This window comes from Flavobacterium acetivorans (assembly GCF_020911885.1).
Classification (GTDB): Bacteria; Bacteroidota; Bacteroidia; order Flavobacteriales; family Flavobacteriaceae; genus Flavobacterium; species Flavobacterium acetivorans.
Window position 1 is genome coordinate 1,149,242 of sequence record NZ_CP087132.1, and the last position, 14,562, is coordinate 1,163,803.

The 14,562-nt window shown below is 35.3% G+C and carries 17 protein-coding genes, 1 tRNA gene and 2 pseudogenes; 15 read left to right on the top strand and 5 right to left on the bottom strand.

Translation table 11 applies throughout. The annotated features are described in order from the left end of the window. Nucleotides 1–25: 25 nt before the first annotated feature. A complete protein-coding gene (locus LNP19_RS05095; protein ID WP_230063723.1) occupies nucleotides 26–466 on the bottom strand; it encodes a retropepsin-like aspartic protease in 441 nt (146 codons plus the stop codon). 95 nt (nucleotides 467–561) lie between these two features. Here LNP19_RS05095 and LNP19_RS05100 point away from each other — a divergent pair, with 95 nt between their 5' ends. From LNP19_RS05100 to dcm, 15 genes and pseudogenes are all read left to right on the top strand, one after another. Next, nucleotides 562–1,329, top strand: a complete 768-nt coding sequence (locus tag LNP19_RS05100; RefSeq protein WP_230063724.1) for a TatD family hydrolase — start codon at nucleotides 562–564, stop codon at nucleotides 1,327–1,329. A 60-nt stretch (nucleotides 1,330–1,389) separates the two neighbouring features. Next, on the top strand, nucleotides 1,390–2,526 hold the full coding sequence (locus tag LNP19_RS05105; RefSeq protein WP_230063725.1) for a 1-acyl-sn-glycerol-3-phosphate acyltransferase: 1,137 nt from the start codon (nucleotides 1,390–1,392) through the stop codon (nucleotides 2,524–2,526). Further along, complete coding sequence (locus LNP19_RS05110) at nucleotides 2,516–3,544, top strand: asparaginase (protein ID WP_230063726.1); 1,029 nt, start codon at nucleotides 2,516–2,518, stop codon at nucleotides 3,542–3,544. The genes LNP19_RS05105 and LNP19_RS05110 overlap by 11 nt, the downstream gene beginning before the upstream one ends. A gap of 55 nt (nucleotides 3,545–3,599) precedes the next feature. Next, nucleotides 3,600–3,686, top strand: a tRNA-Ser gene (locus tag LNP19_RS05115). Between the two features lie 236 nt (nucleotides 3,687–3,922). Next, nucleotides 3,923–5,161, top strand: a complete 1,239-nt coding sequence (locus LNP19_RS05120; protein WP_230063727.1) for a site-specific integrase — start codon at nucleotides 3,923–3,925, stop codon at nucleotides 5,159–5,161. 188 nt (nucleotides 5,162–5,349) lie between these two features. Then, on the top strand, nucleotides 5,350–6,186 hold the full coding sequence (locus tag LNP19_RS05125) for an RteC domain-containing protein (RefSeq protein ID WP_230063728.1): 837 nt from the start codon (nucleotides 5,350–5,352) through the stop codon (nucleotides 6,184–6,186). A gap of 290 nt (nucleotides 6,187–6,476) precedes the next feature. Beyond that, complete coding sequence (locus LNP19_RS05130) at nucleotides 6,477–6,776, top strand: helix-turn-helix domain-containing protein (protein WP_230063729.1); 300 nt, start codon at nucleotides 6,477–6,479, stop codon at nucleotides 6,774–6,776. Between the two features lie 43 nt (nucleotides 6,777–6,819). Further along, on the top strand, nucleotides 6,820–7,869 hold the full coding sequence (locus LNP19_RS05135; protein WP_230063730.1) for a transcriptional regulator: 1,050 nt from the start codon (nucleotides 6,820–6,822) through the stop codon (nucleotides 7,867–7,869). Next, nucleotides 7,853–8,512 (top strand): ATPase, encoded by a 660-nt coding sequence (locus tag LNP19_RS05140; RefSeq protein ID WP_230063731.1) that lies wholly within the window; start codon nucleotides 7,853–7,855, stop codon nucleotides 8,510–8,512. Before LNP19_RS05135 ends, LNP19_RS05140 begins: the two co-directional genes overlap by 17 nt. Before the next feature lie 460 nt (nucleotides 8,513–8,972). Beyond that, nucleotides 8,973–10,022: a DNA-binding protein gene (locus LNP19_RS05145; protein WP_230063732.1), complete on the top strand. Its 1,050-nt coding sequence runs from the start codon at nucleotides 8,973–8,975 to the stop codon at nucleotides 10,020–10,022. Between the two features lie 2 nt (nucleotides 10,023–10,024). Continuing rightward, nucleotides 10,025–10,489 carry a type II toxin-antitoxin system death-on-curing family toxin gene (locus LNP19_RS05150; protein WP_230063733.1) on the top strand — a complete coding sequence of 155 codons (465 nt, stop codon included), beginning with the start codon at nucleotides 10,025–10,027 and terminating at the stop codon, nucleotides 10,487–10,489. A 149-nt stretch (nucleotides 10,490–10,638) separates the two neighbouring features. Then, entirely contained in the window at nucleotides 10,639–10,995 is a 357-nt protein-coding gene (locus tag LNP19_RS05155) for a hypothetical protein (protein ID WP_230063734.1), read from the top strand. 237 nt (nucleotides 10,996–11,232) lie between these two features. Continuing rightward, a pseudogene (locus LNP19_RS05160) lies at nucleotides 11,233–11,367 on the top strand (ATPase); the annotation flags it as partial. Between the two features lie 98 nt (nucleotides 11,368–11,465). Next, on the top strand, nucleotides 11,466–11,780 hold the full coding sequence (locus tag LNP19_RS05165; RefSeq protein ID WP_230063735.1) for a DUF6471 domain-containing protein: 315 nt from the start codon (nucleotides 11,466–11,468) through the stop codon (nucleotides 11,778–11,780). Continuing rightward, nucleotides 11,770–13,137: a DNA (cytosine-5-)-methyltransferase gene (gene dcm / locus LNP19_RS05170; protein ID WP_230063736.1), complete on the top strand. Its 1,368-nt coding sequence runs from the start codon at nucleotides 11,770–11,772 to the stop codon at nucleotides 13,135–13,137. The genes LNP19_RS05165 and dcm overlap by 11 nt, the downstream gene beginning before the upstream one ends. A 67-nt stretch (nucleotides 13,138–13,204) precedes the next feature. Here dcm and LNP19_RS05175 read toward each other — a convergent pair whose 3' ends face one another. The 4 genes and pseudogenes from LNP19_RS05175 to LNP19_RS05185 form a co-directional block, all read right to left on the bottom strand. Then, nucleotides 13,205–13,894, bottom strand: a complete 690-nt coding sequence (locus LNP19_RS05175) for an NgoBV family restriction endonuclease (RefSeq protein WP_230063737.1) — start codon at nucleotides 13,892–13,894, stop codon at nucleotides 13,205–13,207. 82 nt (nucleotides 13,895–13,976) lie between these two features. Beyond that, a pseudogene (locus tag LNP19_RS15480) lies at nucleotides 13,977–14,036 on the bottom strand (hypothetical protein); the annotation flags it as partial. Between the two features lie 47 nt (nucleotides 14,037–14,083). After that, complete coding sequence (locus LNP19_RS05180; protein ID WP_230063738.1) at nucleotides 14,084–14,383, bottom strand: very short patch repair endonuclease; 300 nt, start codon at nucleotides 14,381–14,383, stop codon at nucleotides 14,084–14,086. Between the two features lie 60 nt (nucleotides 14,384–14,443). Beyond that, entirely contained in the window at nucleotides 14,444–14,536 is a 93-nt protein-coding gene (locus LNP19_RS05185) for a very short patch repair endonuclease (RefSeq protein ID WP_230063739.1), read from the bottom strand. Nucleotides 14,537–14,562: the final 26 nt, after the last annotated feature.

Consider the following 14,562-nt stretch of genomic DNA (forward strand, 5'->3'; position numbering starts at 1 on the left):
GACAGCAAGTGTTAAATGGGATTTTTTATTGTAATAAATAGAGATAGTGATTGTAATAATCTACAATAGCTTTTCCTTTCATTAGAACATCAGCTCCTATAATACCATGTACGGGTTTTGCCTTGTATTGTTGTAGTGCTTCGTTAACATGTGATAAATCAAAAATAACTAAATCAAAGTCGCTGCTTTTCCAAGATCCCAATTGCAAGTGGTTGTTTAATGCGGTCTGGGTATGCATTCCCGTCGCTCCCGCTCCCGAAGCCTTGGTTTTAGAATCGATGGCATTTAGTTGAAATAATTCGACAGAATCGAAACCAATACAACTATTCGAAGCACCAGTATCTAAGATGAAATTCCCTTTGACACCGTTGATTTTGGCCTTTATCAATAGGTGTTGAGTCTTGGTTAATTTGAATTTTATCTTTTTGTATTTTTCTTTTTTAAGAATTTCGTGTAGGTTTTTCATAAATCAAATAATGATATTCAAATGTAATCTAAAAAGAGAATAATCTGAAAATTCACCAATCAAAATAGTAACTTTGTAGGTTTCAAATTAGACAAATGATAATTACCGATACTCATACCCATTTATATAGTGAAGAATTTAATCAGGACCGAAACGAAATGATGCAACGCGCCCTAGATGGCGGTGTTTCAAGGTTCTTTATTCCTGCAATAGATTCCAGTTGTACTGCAAGCATGTATGATTTGGAGAAAAAATATCCTGAAAATGTCTTCCTGATGATGGGTTTACATCCCACTTATGTCAAAGATAATTATTTGAATGAGTTAAAGCATGTTGAAGAGGAATTGGCTAAGCGGAAATTCTACGCCATCGGAGAAATTGGGATTGATCTGTATTGGGACAAAACCCATTTAAAGGAACAACAAATCGCTTTTAGAAGACAAATCCAATTGGCAAAAAAATATAAATTACCTATTGTAATTCATTGTCGCGAAGCTTTCGATGAAATATTCGAAATTTTAGAAGAAGAAAAAGGAACGGATTTATTTGGAATTTTTCATTGTTTCACCGGAACCCACGAACAGGCTTTACAGGCCATATCCTATAATATGAAATTGGGAATTGGCGGTGTTGTGACTTTCAAAAACGGGAAAATAGACCAGTTTTTGAATCAAATTGATTTGAGTCACATTGTTTTAGAAACGGATTCTCCTTATCTGGCTCCGATTCCTTTTCGAGGAAAGAGAAATGAAAGCAGCTATCTGATAAATGTTGTAGAGAAATTAGCTCATATTTATGGTCTTTCTACAGAAGAAATCGCAACTATAACAACTGAAAATTCTAAGATAATTTTCGGGATTTAAAGTAGAATTCACAAAAAATTGATATTTTTTTTGTTCATTTGCCCACCTAAAATAACCAAAATGCAAAAATTTGACGCTATTCGGCCATTTTATGATTCCGAAATTAATAATGCTATTCTCAATGTGATCGATCATCCGATGATGAAAGCATTGATGAATTTTACTTTCCCTGATGTGGCTGATGAAGTTTGGAAAGAGCAACTAAGAAAAACGCATTCCATTCGCGATTTCCAATGTAATTTTATCTACAATACAATACAAAATGTCCTTCAAAGAAGTTCTGATGGTTTGTCGACTTCTGGTTTTGAAAAGCTAGAAAAGAACCAGTCTTATTTATTTATATCCAATCATAGAGATATTGTTTTGGATACGACTTTGCTCAATGTTGCCCTATTTGAACATGGCTTAGTAATGACGGCGTCGGCAATTGGAGATAATTTGGTTAAGAAAGATTTCCTGAATGTCTTAGCCAAAATGAATCGTAATTTTTTAGTGCAACGCGGTTTAACACCACGTGAGATGTTGCAAAGTTCTAAAACTTTATCAGAATATATTGGTCATTTATTGCAACATGAAAACAGATCCGTTTGGATTGCGCAACGTGAAGGAAGAACCAAAGACGGTAATGATGCCACCAATCCGGGAGTTTTAAAAATGCTGGCAATGGGTTCTGATGAAGAAAATCTGATGGATTATTTCAGAAAGATAAAGGTGGTTCCTGTTTCTATTTCGTATGAATATGATCCGACTGATGTTTTAAAAATTCCGCAATTATTGGCTGAAGCTAATAATGAGGTGTATATCAAAGAGAAAAATGAGGATTTCATGACGCTTCTCAGTGGTGTTATGGGACAAAAGAAGAGAATTCACATCCATATAGGAGATGTTCTTGATAAAGAAATTGATGTTATCAAAGAAGAATTTGATAATTCAAACAAGCAAATACAAGGTTTGGCGCAATTGATTGATGATTCTATATTGAGCAATTACAAGTTGTGGCCTACAAACTATATTGCGTATGATATTTTGAATAAAACCGATGCTCATGCTTCTTTCTATACGGCAAACGAGAAATCGCTTTTTGAACGCAGATTAGATATGCGAATTGATGCCGAAAATCCTATTGCACTGCAAGGTTTATTAGATATGTATGCTAATCCGGTTGTGAATAAATTGAAGTATGTAGATGAACTCTAAAGCTAAAATACTTTTAATATATACAGGAGGAACCATCGGGATGCGCAAGGATTTTGATACGGGAGCTCTAAAGGCATTTAATTTTAGTAAATTATTGCAGCGAATTCCTGAATTGAAACAATTGGACTGTGATATAGAAACGTTTTCATTCAAAAAGCCTATTGATTCCTCTAATATGAATCCCGAAAAATGGGGTGAGATCGCTACTGTTATTGAGGCCAATTATTCAAAATTCGATGGTTTTGTTGTGCTTCATGGATCAGACACGATGTCTTATTCGGCTTCGGCAATGAGTTTTATGCTTGAGAATTTGGCCAAACCGGTCATCTTTACGGGTTCACAATTGCCAATAGGGGATTTGCGTACAGATGCCAAAGAAAATTTGATTACCGCTATTCAAATTGCTTCATTGCAAAATAACGGGAAACCAGTTATCAGTGAGGTTTGTCTTTATTTTGAATACAAATTATATCGAGGCAATAGGACAACCAAGATTAATGCAGAACATTTTAAAGCTTTTACTTCACCAAATTATCCCGCTTTGATGGAATCCGGGGTGCATTTAAAAATGAGATCTGAATTGTTTTTGACTAAAAATGACGACAAGGAATTGTTGGTTCATAAACAATTGGACAACAATGTGGTTATTGTTAAAATGTTTCCAGGAATGAGCGAAGTGGTTTTGTCGGCTATTTTTGATATTCCAAATCTAAAGGGAATAGTACTTGAAACCTATGGATCTGGAAATGCCCCTTCCGAAGATTGGTTTTTGAATTTATTGGTGAAAGCCATAAATAAAGGATTGCATGTGGTTAACGTGACTCAATGTTCCGGCGGAAGTGTCAATATGGGTCAATATGAAACCAGTACTTCTATGAAAGAAATTGGCGTGATATCCGGAAAAGACATCACAACAGAGGCGGCAATTACAAAATTGATGTATTTGTTGAGTCAAAATATTCCTCAAAATGAGTTTAAAACCGTGTTTGAAACCCCTTTACGTGGAGAAATAATATAATATTGCTTTTTGCTTTTGTAAGTCATTTTTTTTTGTGTTATTTGCAAACCAAAATAGAGAGGTGTCCGAGTGGTTGAAGGAGCTAGCCTGGAAAGCTAGTATGTGGGTAACTGCATCGAGGGTTCGAATCCCTTCCTCTCTGCGAATGAAATTTCAAAATGAATCAAAACCCTTTAAATCCCAGTGTTTAAAGGGTTTTTTGATTTAAGCAATTATCCAATTTATTCGTTTTTTCTCATAATGTAGGTGCACTTTGAGGTGCACCTTGAAAAAGAGAAGTTCAGGTGCACCTTTTTTATGAGGCAGTCTGAAAAATGAACATCTTGTCTTGTGTTGACAATTAAAGTAAATTAATTATCAACTTAAAAGCTTACCAAGATGAAAACTACAATCATTGTACTCTTCTACCTTAGAAGATCAAAAGTCAATGCTCAAGGGCGAATGCCAATTTTCCAACGAATAACTGTAGACGGTCGACGTTTTGACATCAGTACCGGACATTATGTTGAAGAATCGAAATGGTCGGTAAATTCGAGCAGAATGAAAGGCAACTCAGAAGAGACCCGAACAATAAACAGCCAGCTCGAAATGATGAGAGCGAAGGTTTACGAAACCGAGAAACGTCTTTTTATGAGGGAATCTGAAATCAACTTTGAAACATTCAAAAACGAATACCAAGGCAAAAAAGAACGATCTCGTCTTCTGATTCCAATTTTTGAAGAGCACAACCGAAAAATAAAAGAACTAATCGGACTGGAATATGCTGCCGGAACATTAGAACGTTATGAAACCTCTTTGAAGCATACCCAGGATTTTTTGAATTGGAAATACAAGCTCAGTGATATCAGCATCGATAAAATCGACCATGCCTTTATCATGGAATACGAATTCTATCTGCGTAGCGAACGAAAATGTGCCAACAATACCGCGGTCAAATACATCAAGAACTTCCACAAGATTATCAATCAATGTTTGGCCAACGGTTGGCTCAACAAAGATCCTTTTGTCAATTACAAAAGCAAGGTCAAAGAAGTCGTTCGGGAATTTTTGAGCGAGGACGAAATAGAGGAGATGATCAAAAAAGAGTTTGTGTCCGAGCGCTTGGATTTGGTCCGTGATATATTTGTTTTCAGCTGCTTTACCGGTCTAGCCTATATTGACGTGAAGCAACTCACCAAAAACAATATCAGTCTGGGAATCGATGGCGACAACTGGATTTTTAAAAACCGCCAAAAGACCGACACAACTTCAAAAATCCCACTATTGCCAACAGCGCAGCTGATAATCGATAAATATGCCAATGATCCCGTCTGTAAAAACGAGAACCGACTGCTTCCGATTCTGAGCAATCAAAAGATGAATGCCTACCTTAAAGAAATCGCCGATGTTTGCGGAATCAAAAAAGAATTGACCTTCCACATTGCCCGGCATACTTTTGCCACTACCGTGACGCTCTCCAATGGCGTGCCACTGGAAACTGTGAGTAAAATGTTGGGACATACAAACCTGAAAACAACCCAGCATTACGCCAAAATCCTTGACAAAAAAATCAGCGATGATATGATGATTTTGAAATCAAAACTCAAAGCTCCATTCAACAAAAAAACCGCATCTTAAGCAAAATCAATTCTCTTCCAAAAGGCAGTTTCAGACTGCCTTTTTTAATGCGATATTCTCAGTAATTTAAGCTTTTTACTAGCTTTTTAAAGAGGCATCAAATCATTTAATAGTATTATTCGTAACATTATTCTTATTATTGACTTGAGTTATATCAAATCAAAATAAAAACCTATAAAACTATGATTATGAATTGTACTTATGAAGTATTTTTTAATGAATTAGAAAAGGAATTTACCCGACTTGAAGATTCCGAAACAGAACCGCTTCTTCAGGCACAAACAGTACTGAGCTTTTTAGAGGAAAAACTCAAACTGCTTAATAAATGGCTTAAATATCATGTTTTTGAAACCCCTGAAGAGGAAATCTATTTCTTTAAATTCTTGAAACCTTCTTTCGTATCTAAAATCATTTTTTATAAATCAGTACTTAAAACAGAATCACATGTTCCTATCAACAAAAAGGAAAAACTAAAATATTTCAACAGATCATTGAAAAAAATTCATGATTTAACGGTCGAAAATCACATCTTTTACACTTATTTCAGAACCGCTTCATCATTTAAGGATAATGATTATTTTATCCGGAAAACCTATAAGGACATAATTCAGGACGATCTGATGCTTTTAAATTTCGATTCTAAAATATCCACCTCCCATGATTATCTGATGGCTCAAATGCTATCGGCGGCAACCTTGACAAAATATTTCGAAGAAAGAATCGATCAAATTCAAAATAAGGCAAGCTTTTATCCGATAAAAACCTATCAATGGGGTGGTACCCAGACTGATTTCGTGGAGATTGTCTATGTGCTGCACTATTTTCGTGTCATAAATAACGGAAATCTATGCATAAAGGAATTTGCCATTAATCTGGGCAAATTTTTAAATGTTGAGATAAACGCTAATAAAGTTTACGATACCTTTCAAAAAATTAAAGGAAGAAAGACTGACCCGACAAAATTCCTCAGTAAGGCAATCGAAAATTTCTGCAAAAAAATTTCCGAAGAACCTTTCCGAAAATAAAGCTACAAATCCAGGCTGGCCCTGGATTTTTCTTTTAAGTTTTTTCTTTTGCTGTAAAATCATTTAGCAGGTATACGCTACTAGTGTCTTTAGTCTAAAATAGCGGTTTGCTCCTATTTTCCGTTGAAACGGAAAAGCGTGGTTTTGGTCATTTCAAAAAAAAATAAGCTTTATTTATAAGTACTTAGCATTAATTTTAGTGTAAAAAACACGCTACCTGCTAACTGCCTGCTATTTATTCTTTACTAAATAAAGTTGCTTTGTCTCATAACTATTCAAACAATTTTATTATGAATTTACACCCTAAGAAATTATTCCCGGAAACAGACAATCTGGAATTATTGAGTCACCAAGTCGTTACCAAAAAAGACCTCTGGCATTTTGCGAATCTATTGCTCAATGAGATCAAAAATAGCCCAAGAGAAGAAAAGCCGGCCCAATGGCTCAAATCCACCGAAGTGCGAAAACTACTCAAAATATCGCCCGGAACCCTCCAGAACCTCCGTGTCAATGGAACCTTAAACTACAAGCGTATCGGCGGTCTGATCTACCACAAATACGAGGATATCCAAAAGATGTTGGATAAATAAAATCGATAAACTTCTCACATCTCAAAATTCACATTTCACTGCCATGAATTACATAAAGCACCTTACCGCCTATTTCGAAAAAGTATCAACCGATTTCGAATTAAATCCTTCCCATGTCAGCCTGTATATGGCCTTGTTCCAATTGTGGAATGTCAACCGCTTTCAAAACCCCATCAGTATCTCCCGTGATGAGGTAATGCGCATCAGTAAAATCTGTTCCAAGGCAACCTATCATAAGTGCATGAAAGATATCCACAACAAGGGATATATCAAATACGAGCCTTCTTACAATCCATTTCGGGGCAGCATAGTGCATTTATTCAATTTTAGTGACGACTTAAAGCCGGTACCCAAAAAGGAACGCCGAGTACTAAAAAACAGACAGGCTGCTAAACAAGTTATTGAACAGGCATTAAACAAGCTCCAAACTAGTGATCAGACTAGTGATGAGACAAGTGCTGAACAAGTACTGAACAAGCAGCAAACTAGTACTGGGACAGGCACTGAACAAGCGCTGGTATCTTATATAAACAATACAAACATTATAAACAGTACAAACGATTTAAACATTATAAACTTGGGTGAGCAAAAAAAAAGTGATGATAAAAACTTTAAATCATTCGAAGAAAATGATGAAAAGAAAAAAAAGTTGCGCGAAAAAAAAGAAATAAGTGAAGTTCAAATTCCAACAAGGTCATCCCGATCAAATCATCCCGATCAAATCAACCAAAACCTGTCACATCGAGCCAGTCATCCCGAGCCTGTCAAATCGAGCCTGTCACATCGAGCGGAGTCGAAATGCGAGATGCCAGGAGCCAAAGACAAAATCCCTCCCAATCCCGATGAGCTAATGGCCTTTTTCCTGGAGAAAAACTTTCCGGAAACCGAAGCCCAAAGATTCTTCAACCATTTCCAAAGCAACGGCTGGCTCGTAGGTGGGAAATCCAAAATGAAAGACTGGAAAGCAGCAGCGCGCAATTGGATGCTCAATGCAACAAAATTCGCTAACAATGCCAAACCGGCAATCAATAACCAACCCAAACCGGCTCATCTTCATATCCTAACCCAGAAAAATTATGACGAACCATTGTAAATCAGTTGTCGAGACCTACCAAATCATTAACAACGTCAAAAACTACAGCTTCAGCAAATGCCTCAGCTATCTCGAATACCAGGGCAAAATCAGCTACGGCCAATCTTTCGAAATCAGCGAAATCGACCACGAAACAATTTACAAATTGCTGATTTATGCCATCAAAGACAAAAAAGAGGCTTATAGACTCAATTTAGACCTCTGCAAAGGTATATTGCTGTCCGGCACAATTGGATGCGGGAAAACGTCGATAATGAGCTTATTAAGGCCGTTTATTAATCCTTCGCTCGACTATAAAATGAAGAGTTGTCGTGAAATTGCTTTCGACTTCGCCAAAAACGGTTTTGAAACCATGACCAATTACAACCAAATCCAACACAAAAGCACTCGTTTAGCCGGCTATTGTTTCGATGATCTTGGCGCCGAACAGCAAATAAAACATTACGGCAACGACTGCAATGTGATGGCCGAGATCCTGATCAGCCGCTACGAACATTTTGTGATGAATAATTCCGTCACCCACCTGACCACCAACCTTTCGGCCACAGAAATCGAAAACTTTTACGGCAACCGCGTCCGTTCCCGGATGCGGGCCATGTTCAACCTCATCGCTTTTGATAAGGAAACAAAGGATAAAAGGTAAGTCAAAAATGCGGTTGCGACCTTGGTAAAATTGGGCTGTTTTTAAAAATGATGTCTTTTTAAAATAAGAAATTCTGTTAATTCAATAAAGTGTTGAAAAATAAAATAACGTTCGTGCTATTTTAAAAACATATAATTTTTTAAAATAAGGGGGAGAATATTTTTGGTATATATTTTTCTTAAATTTTTCAGATAGGTTATTATTTCGAAAAGTTATAGATTTACGTTTTCACAATGGCACTGCATAAATGTAAATGAAGTAATTTCACAGAGGGACACGGATGCTCCTCTGTGAAATAGCGAAAATCATTTTGAGAGGGACATCAATGTCCCTCTCAAAAAACGGGCTGAATTTCTGGTAGGGAAATCAGTGTCCCCACTAGAAAAAAGAAGAAATAGATAGCAACTGACCGACATCCATGTCGGTCAGTTGAAAAAAATAAAAAATAAAGCTTGCAGAAATGAAAGATTTAACCAATTCACACATTGACCGTGAAAATGTAATTAATAACAATACGGCTGTTAAAGAAATATACAACCAATTGGGATTTAAGGGCATTATGTTCGAAAAAAAATACCGTTACACCTTGAATCAAGTATCTAGATTTTATGAAGTAGATACAAGAACAATTGAACGGATTTTACAAGAAAATAGCGCTGAGCTGCAAAATTCAGGGTATGAAATTTTCAAAGGTATCAAACTTAAAATGTTTAAAGATTTGATAAATCAACTGACCGACACCAATGTCGGTCAGTTGATGCAAGATGATGATAATGAGTTGGTAGGAAAAAGAGCGACTAGCTTATCTGTCTTTACTTTTAAAGCATTATTAAATATTGGTATGTTACTTCAAACATCGGATAAGGCAAAAGAAGTAAGAAGTTTTATGCTTAACGTAGTAATAGATGTTTTGAATAAAAACAGTGGAGGTTCTACCAAATTTATTAATCAAAGAGAGCCAGAGTTTTTGAGGTCTGCAATAAGCACAATCAATTATAGACAAGAATTTACCAATGCAGTTGATTTTTATATAGTTCCTAATAAATTCAAATACGGGCAATTAACAGATAAAATCTACAAAAATATTTTTAACGAAGATTCAAAAGAATACCGCAAAGTACTGGATTTAAAGCTATCAGAAAACGTAAGAAATACAATGTATTCGGAAGTATTAGATCTGATTTCTAGTTATGAAAGTGGTTTTTCTGAATTTTTGAAGGAAGAATTTGAGAAAAAAGGAGAGAAATTTTCTTTAACCGAGGCACATGGGGTGTTTTCTGAATTTGAGAAACGAACCAATAAGATTTATGAACCATTGAGAGATAAAGCAAGGGGGCTTATGGCAAGTAGAGATATGGTTTTTAGGGATGCATTACATGAAAAATTAAAAGATTATATAGGTACCGTAAGTGCTGAAGATTTTAATAAATTTTTAGGAGAAAAAAGCCAGGCACTGGAAGAAAGATTGAAAGATAATATGGATGTGTTCAAAAGATTAAAAGATCGCTAATTATGAAGTACTTTTATTTTGACACAGCACATGCCATTAAAGAACAAGATTTTATTATTGAAAATAGTGGCGGCAGAAAAGGAATTATCAACATTGGTTTAGTTGATAGTGTTTTAGAACATATTCAAAATGATTCGTATTATCCGGAGTTTGAAAACAAAGTTTGTCATTTATTCTATTCGATAAATAAAAACCATGCATTTGAAGATGGAAACAAAAGAAGTTCAATTGTTCTGACTTCTTATTTTCTTGAAGTGAATGGATTTGATTTCAAAGTAAGTCACTTCATTCGAGAAATGGAAAACATTGCGGTTCAGGTGGCTGACAATAAGATAGATAAAGATTTATTGCAGGAAATCATTACATCAATTCTATACGAAAGCGACTATGATGAAGAGCTTCAATTAAAAATAGTTAATGCTATATCAGTAAGAGAAGAGAATAACCAAGAAGAAACCGAATTCTAAAAAAATGCAAAGATATTGAAATATAGGAGGGAATTCAGGAATATGAAATAGGTACTGATTCTGTTATTTATTCTAAACTGCTAATCGAGAAAAAAGATGACTTAAGTCTAACCGAGGTCATACTTTTAGATAAGGTACAGAAAAAGCAATTGATAACAGATGACGGTGCTAAATTACTAAAGAAAAAAGAATTAATAGAAGGCCGTAAACCAAACTATTATATTTCGGCTAAACTGGCCGAACTAACGGGACAAAAAGCCAATTACACTAAAAATAAAGGATTAGATAAAGACGTTTATAAAGGTTTTATTTTAAAACATATAGAAAATCACGGTTTTGCCACGCGTGAAGAAATTGACAGCCTGCTATTGAATAATTTACCCGACTACATGACTGAAAAGCAAAGGAAAAAGAAAATTCATAATCTGCTACAAGAAATGTCAGGTGTTTCAATAGTTAATAACGGCAGTAGAGCAAAATCAAAATGGGTTTTATTAAAAATTTAGCAAAGAGAATTCTAATTTAGCAAAGAGAATTCTAATTCATTTCGTCTGCAACCATTGATTTTAAAGCCGTTGTGCTTAGTTAAGATTAAAAAAATTAGCAAAGGAAATGAGAAATTTAGCAAAGGAAAGGACTGACAATAGAATTGAGAATCTTGGAAGCAGAATAAAGCCTAAATGGCTCGTCCCGTACGCTTCAAATGAAATCCTAACTTTTACGCCCTGGTCTTCAGTGTACAAAAGTTAGTTACCCACCTGACCACCAGTCTTTCGGTCAAAGAAATCGAAAACTTTTACGGCAACCGCGTCCGTTCCCGGATGCGGGCCATGTTCAACCTCATCGCCTTCGACAAGAACACCAAAGACAAAAGATAGTTTAATAATTTCCTTTTTAAAATGATTACTGTTTCAATCTAAAAAAATCGCATAGCTTTTTATTATATCTGATTATTTATTTGCATATATGATAAATTATGACTAAAATTGCTAATAATTTTGTCGCAATGGAAAATTGGAATAATATAGTTAAGCGATTACTGAAGTCCGAATTGGTAAAGAGGGGGATTTCTAATAGTGATTTAGCCTTGATGTTAAGAAAAAAAGGGGTTGATGAAACCAAAGCTAGTATCGATAGTAAAATAAGTCGAGGTAGTTTTAGTGCTTCTTTTTTTCTACAGTGTTTATCTGTTATCGGATGTAACAAGATTGAAATTGAAGATTATGAAACCGATTTATTGATTGCTTCCGAGCCAAATGTTGAATATAAAAAAATGACCGATGGAAAATAAAACTGTAAAATTTATTGACTTATTTGCCGGATTAGGTGGAATTAGACTTGGCTTTGAAAGCGCTTTTAATAGTTTGGGTTTCAAAACAGAATGTGTTATGACTTCCGAAATCAAACCACATGCTGTTAAAACTCTACAGCAAAATTTTAAGCATGACTTTTTTGTTGGGGATATTTTTGAAGTGGGGAATGATTTTATTCCTGATTTTGATTTCCTATTGGGGGGATTTCCTTGTCAACCATTTAGTGCTGGTGGAAAGAGACAGGGGTTCGTCGATACGAGAGGTACTCTGTTTTTTGAAATAGAAAGAATATTGAAAGAAAAAAAACCTTACGGATTTATTTTGGAAAATGTGGAAGGCTTGGTTAAGCATGATTTGGAAAACAAGGGTGACGAAATTGGACGAACTTTATCGACCATATTGGATCGATTGGAAAATGATTTGGGATATAGTGTTTCCTGGAAAGTTTTTGATTCGTTGGAATTCGGTTTGGCTCAATCAAGGAAAAGAATTTTTATCGTAGGGACAAAAAGTGAAAAAGTCAATTTATATGGAAATGAGCCAAGATTTAATTCTTTAAAAAGTATTCTGGAAAGCGGTTTGCCTACCATTCAGTCGGATTTCGTAACCAAAATACTTTCACACTTTCAATTGACGGATTTATACGGTAAATCTATCAAAGACAAACGTGGAGGTGACAATAATATTCATAGTTGGGACATTGGTTTAAAGGGGGAAGTCTCTGAAAAGCAATCGATACTGCTTAATAAGTTATTCAAGCAGAGAAGAAAAAAACATTGGGCGGAAGAAATTGGAATAGATTGGATGGATGGAATGGCATTAACATTACAACAAATAGCCACTTTCATTGAACACCCCGAAAATGAACTCAAAGAAATGCTGGAAGATTTAACCCAAAAAGGATATTTAAAATTTGAGCATCCAAAGAAATTGGTAAAGGAATTAACGGATAATGGGCTAAGAACATTTAGGGAGCAAGATACTAGCAAACCTAAAGGTTATAATATAGTTACCGGAAAATTAAGTTTTGAGGTAAATAAAATTCTTGATCCAAATGATATTGCCCCTACATTAGTGGCAACAGATGTTTCCCGTTTGGCTGTTCCTGATGGGGATGGATTGAGAAAATTAACCATTCGTGAAGGCTTACGTTTGTTCGGTTACCCGGAATGGTATGTTATTCCTGCAAAAGAATACGATGCTTTCGATTTACTGGGGAATACCGTTGCTGTTCCCGTTGTTGAATTTGTGGCTTCCCAATTGGCAAATAACTATTCCATATTTTGTGAACCTTATTTAAAACTTAAGGAAAATAGTGCTTCACTAATTGCATAAATATAAAAAAGGGGCTAAGCCCCTTTTTTATATTTAACCATGAACCAATTTATAAAAGTATTCGAAATCAAACTAAATCACGTCCAGTTGCTTTCTTATAGCCCTTAATTACATTTTTTAACCAAGTGCTGGTTTCAGGGTCTCTTGCGGTTCTTGACCATTGACGTTGGGTACTATCAAAAGCTGTTACAAATTCCGTAGCATTGTTAAAAGGTTTAAATTTTGTTCTATGATTATCATACCATTTGGCAGGTCTGATATTGGTCGGCTCTCCTTGCTTAACATTGCATCTTAAATCCCATGCCTCGCTTGGACATGTTATTTCCCAAACTTTTTTCAGCCAAACATCTTTTATTACAACGTCAGCGCCTTCCATGGCATAACCAATTATTAGATAGTTAGAATCTAATCTGAAAGGATATGTCAAAAGTGACCTTCTGTAAGCTAAAAAAGCAGCAATGTCAAAATTTGGCGAAGCGTCATAATCAAAGCACTTTACCTCTAATAATCCTGTCCTGTTATCATCTGAATCAAGTTGGAAATCTGGGAAATCCTGAGTGTGTGGAGGATTACTGAATTCAATATTTTCTTTAATCATCCAGGCTTTAATCCATTCTTGAATTAAATTCCCAACCGTATCTTTTGTTTCAACTTCAAGTATGATGTCCTTTAATTGAAAAGTAATTCTTCCCCTTTGTCCAACAATTTTGTAATCGTTAACCAGTTTTTCGTATAGTTGTTCTGCTGTTACTTTCATTTATTAATTATAGTATTATTTTTATTACAAATTAAGTTAAAATTCTGGGATATAAAGCATCCTAAATAATCAATTTATTCAATTAGCTTAGGTGACTTATGACAGCCCCAATACAATCCTCAAGCGCACTCTTCACTTCATCACTCCAGAATCTTAATACGACCCAGCCATTGGAGACTAAATAATCATTTACTTCTTATCACGCTCTATGTTTCGTTCTATCTTTTTTTGCCAGAATTCTGGATTGGTTTTAATTCGTAGTTTTTCGGTTTCCCAGTCTTTGCCATGAAAGAACTCACTGTCAACAAATACCGCCACCTTATATTTTTTAAAAGTCAAATCCGGTGTGCCGAAAACGGTCTTATCGTTTTTTCGGTATCTATACCCCAAATGCCACAACGCTTTTGCCAAACGAACCTCATCCTTAGTGCCTTTGCTTTTGATGGCACGCATAATTTTGGAACGTTGTTCTGGGCTAAAGCGATCCATGTCACCATAATTTAAAATTGGAGCTAAAAATTAGTGATTTTATTTGGGAGGTATTTTAACTCAATCATTTTTTTGATATCTATATCCTAAATGCCATAATGCTTTTGCCAAACGAACTTCGCCCTTGATGTCTTTGCTTTTGATAGTATACATGTTTTTAGAGCGTTGTTGGAGATTAT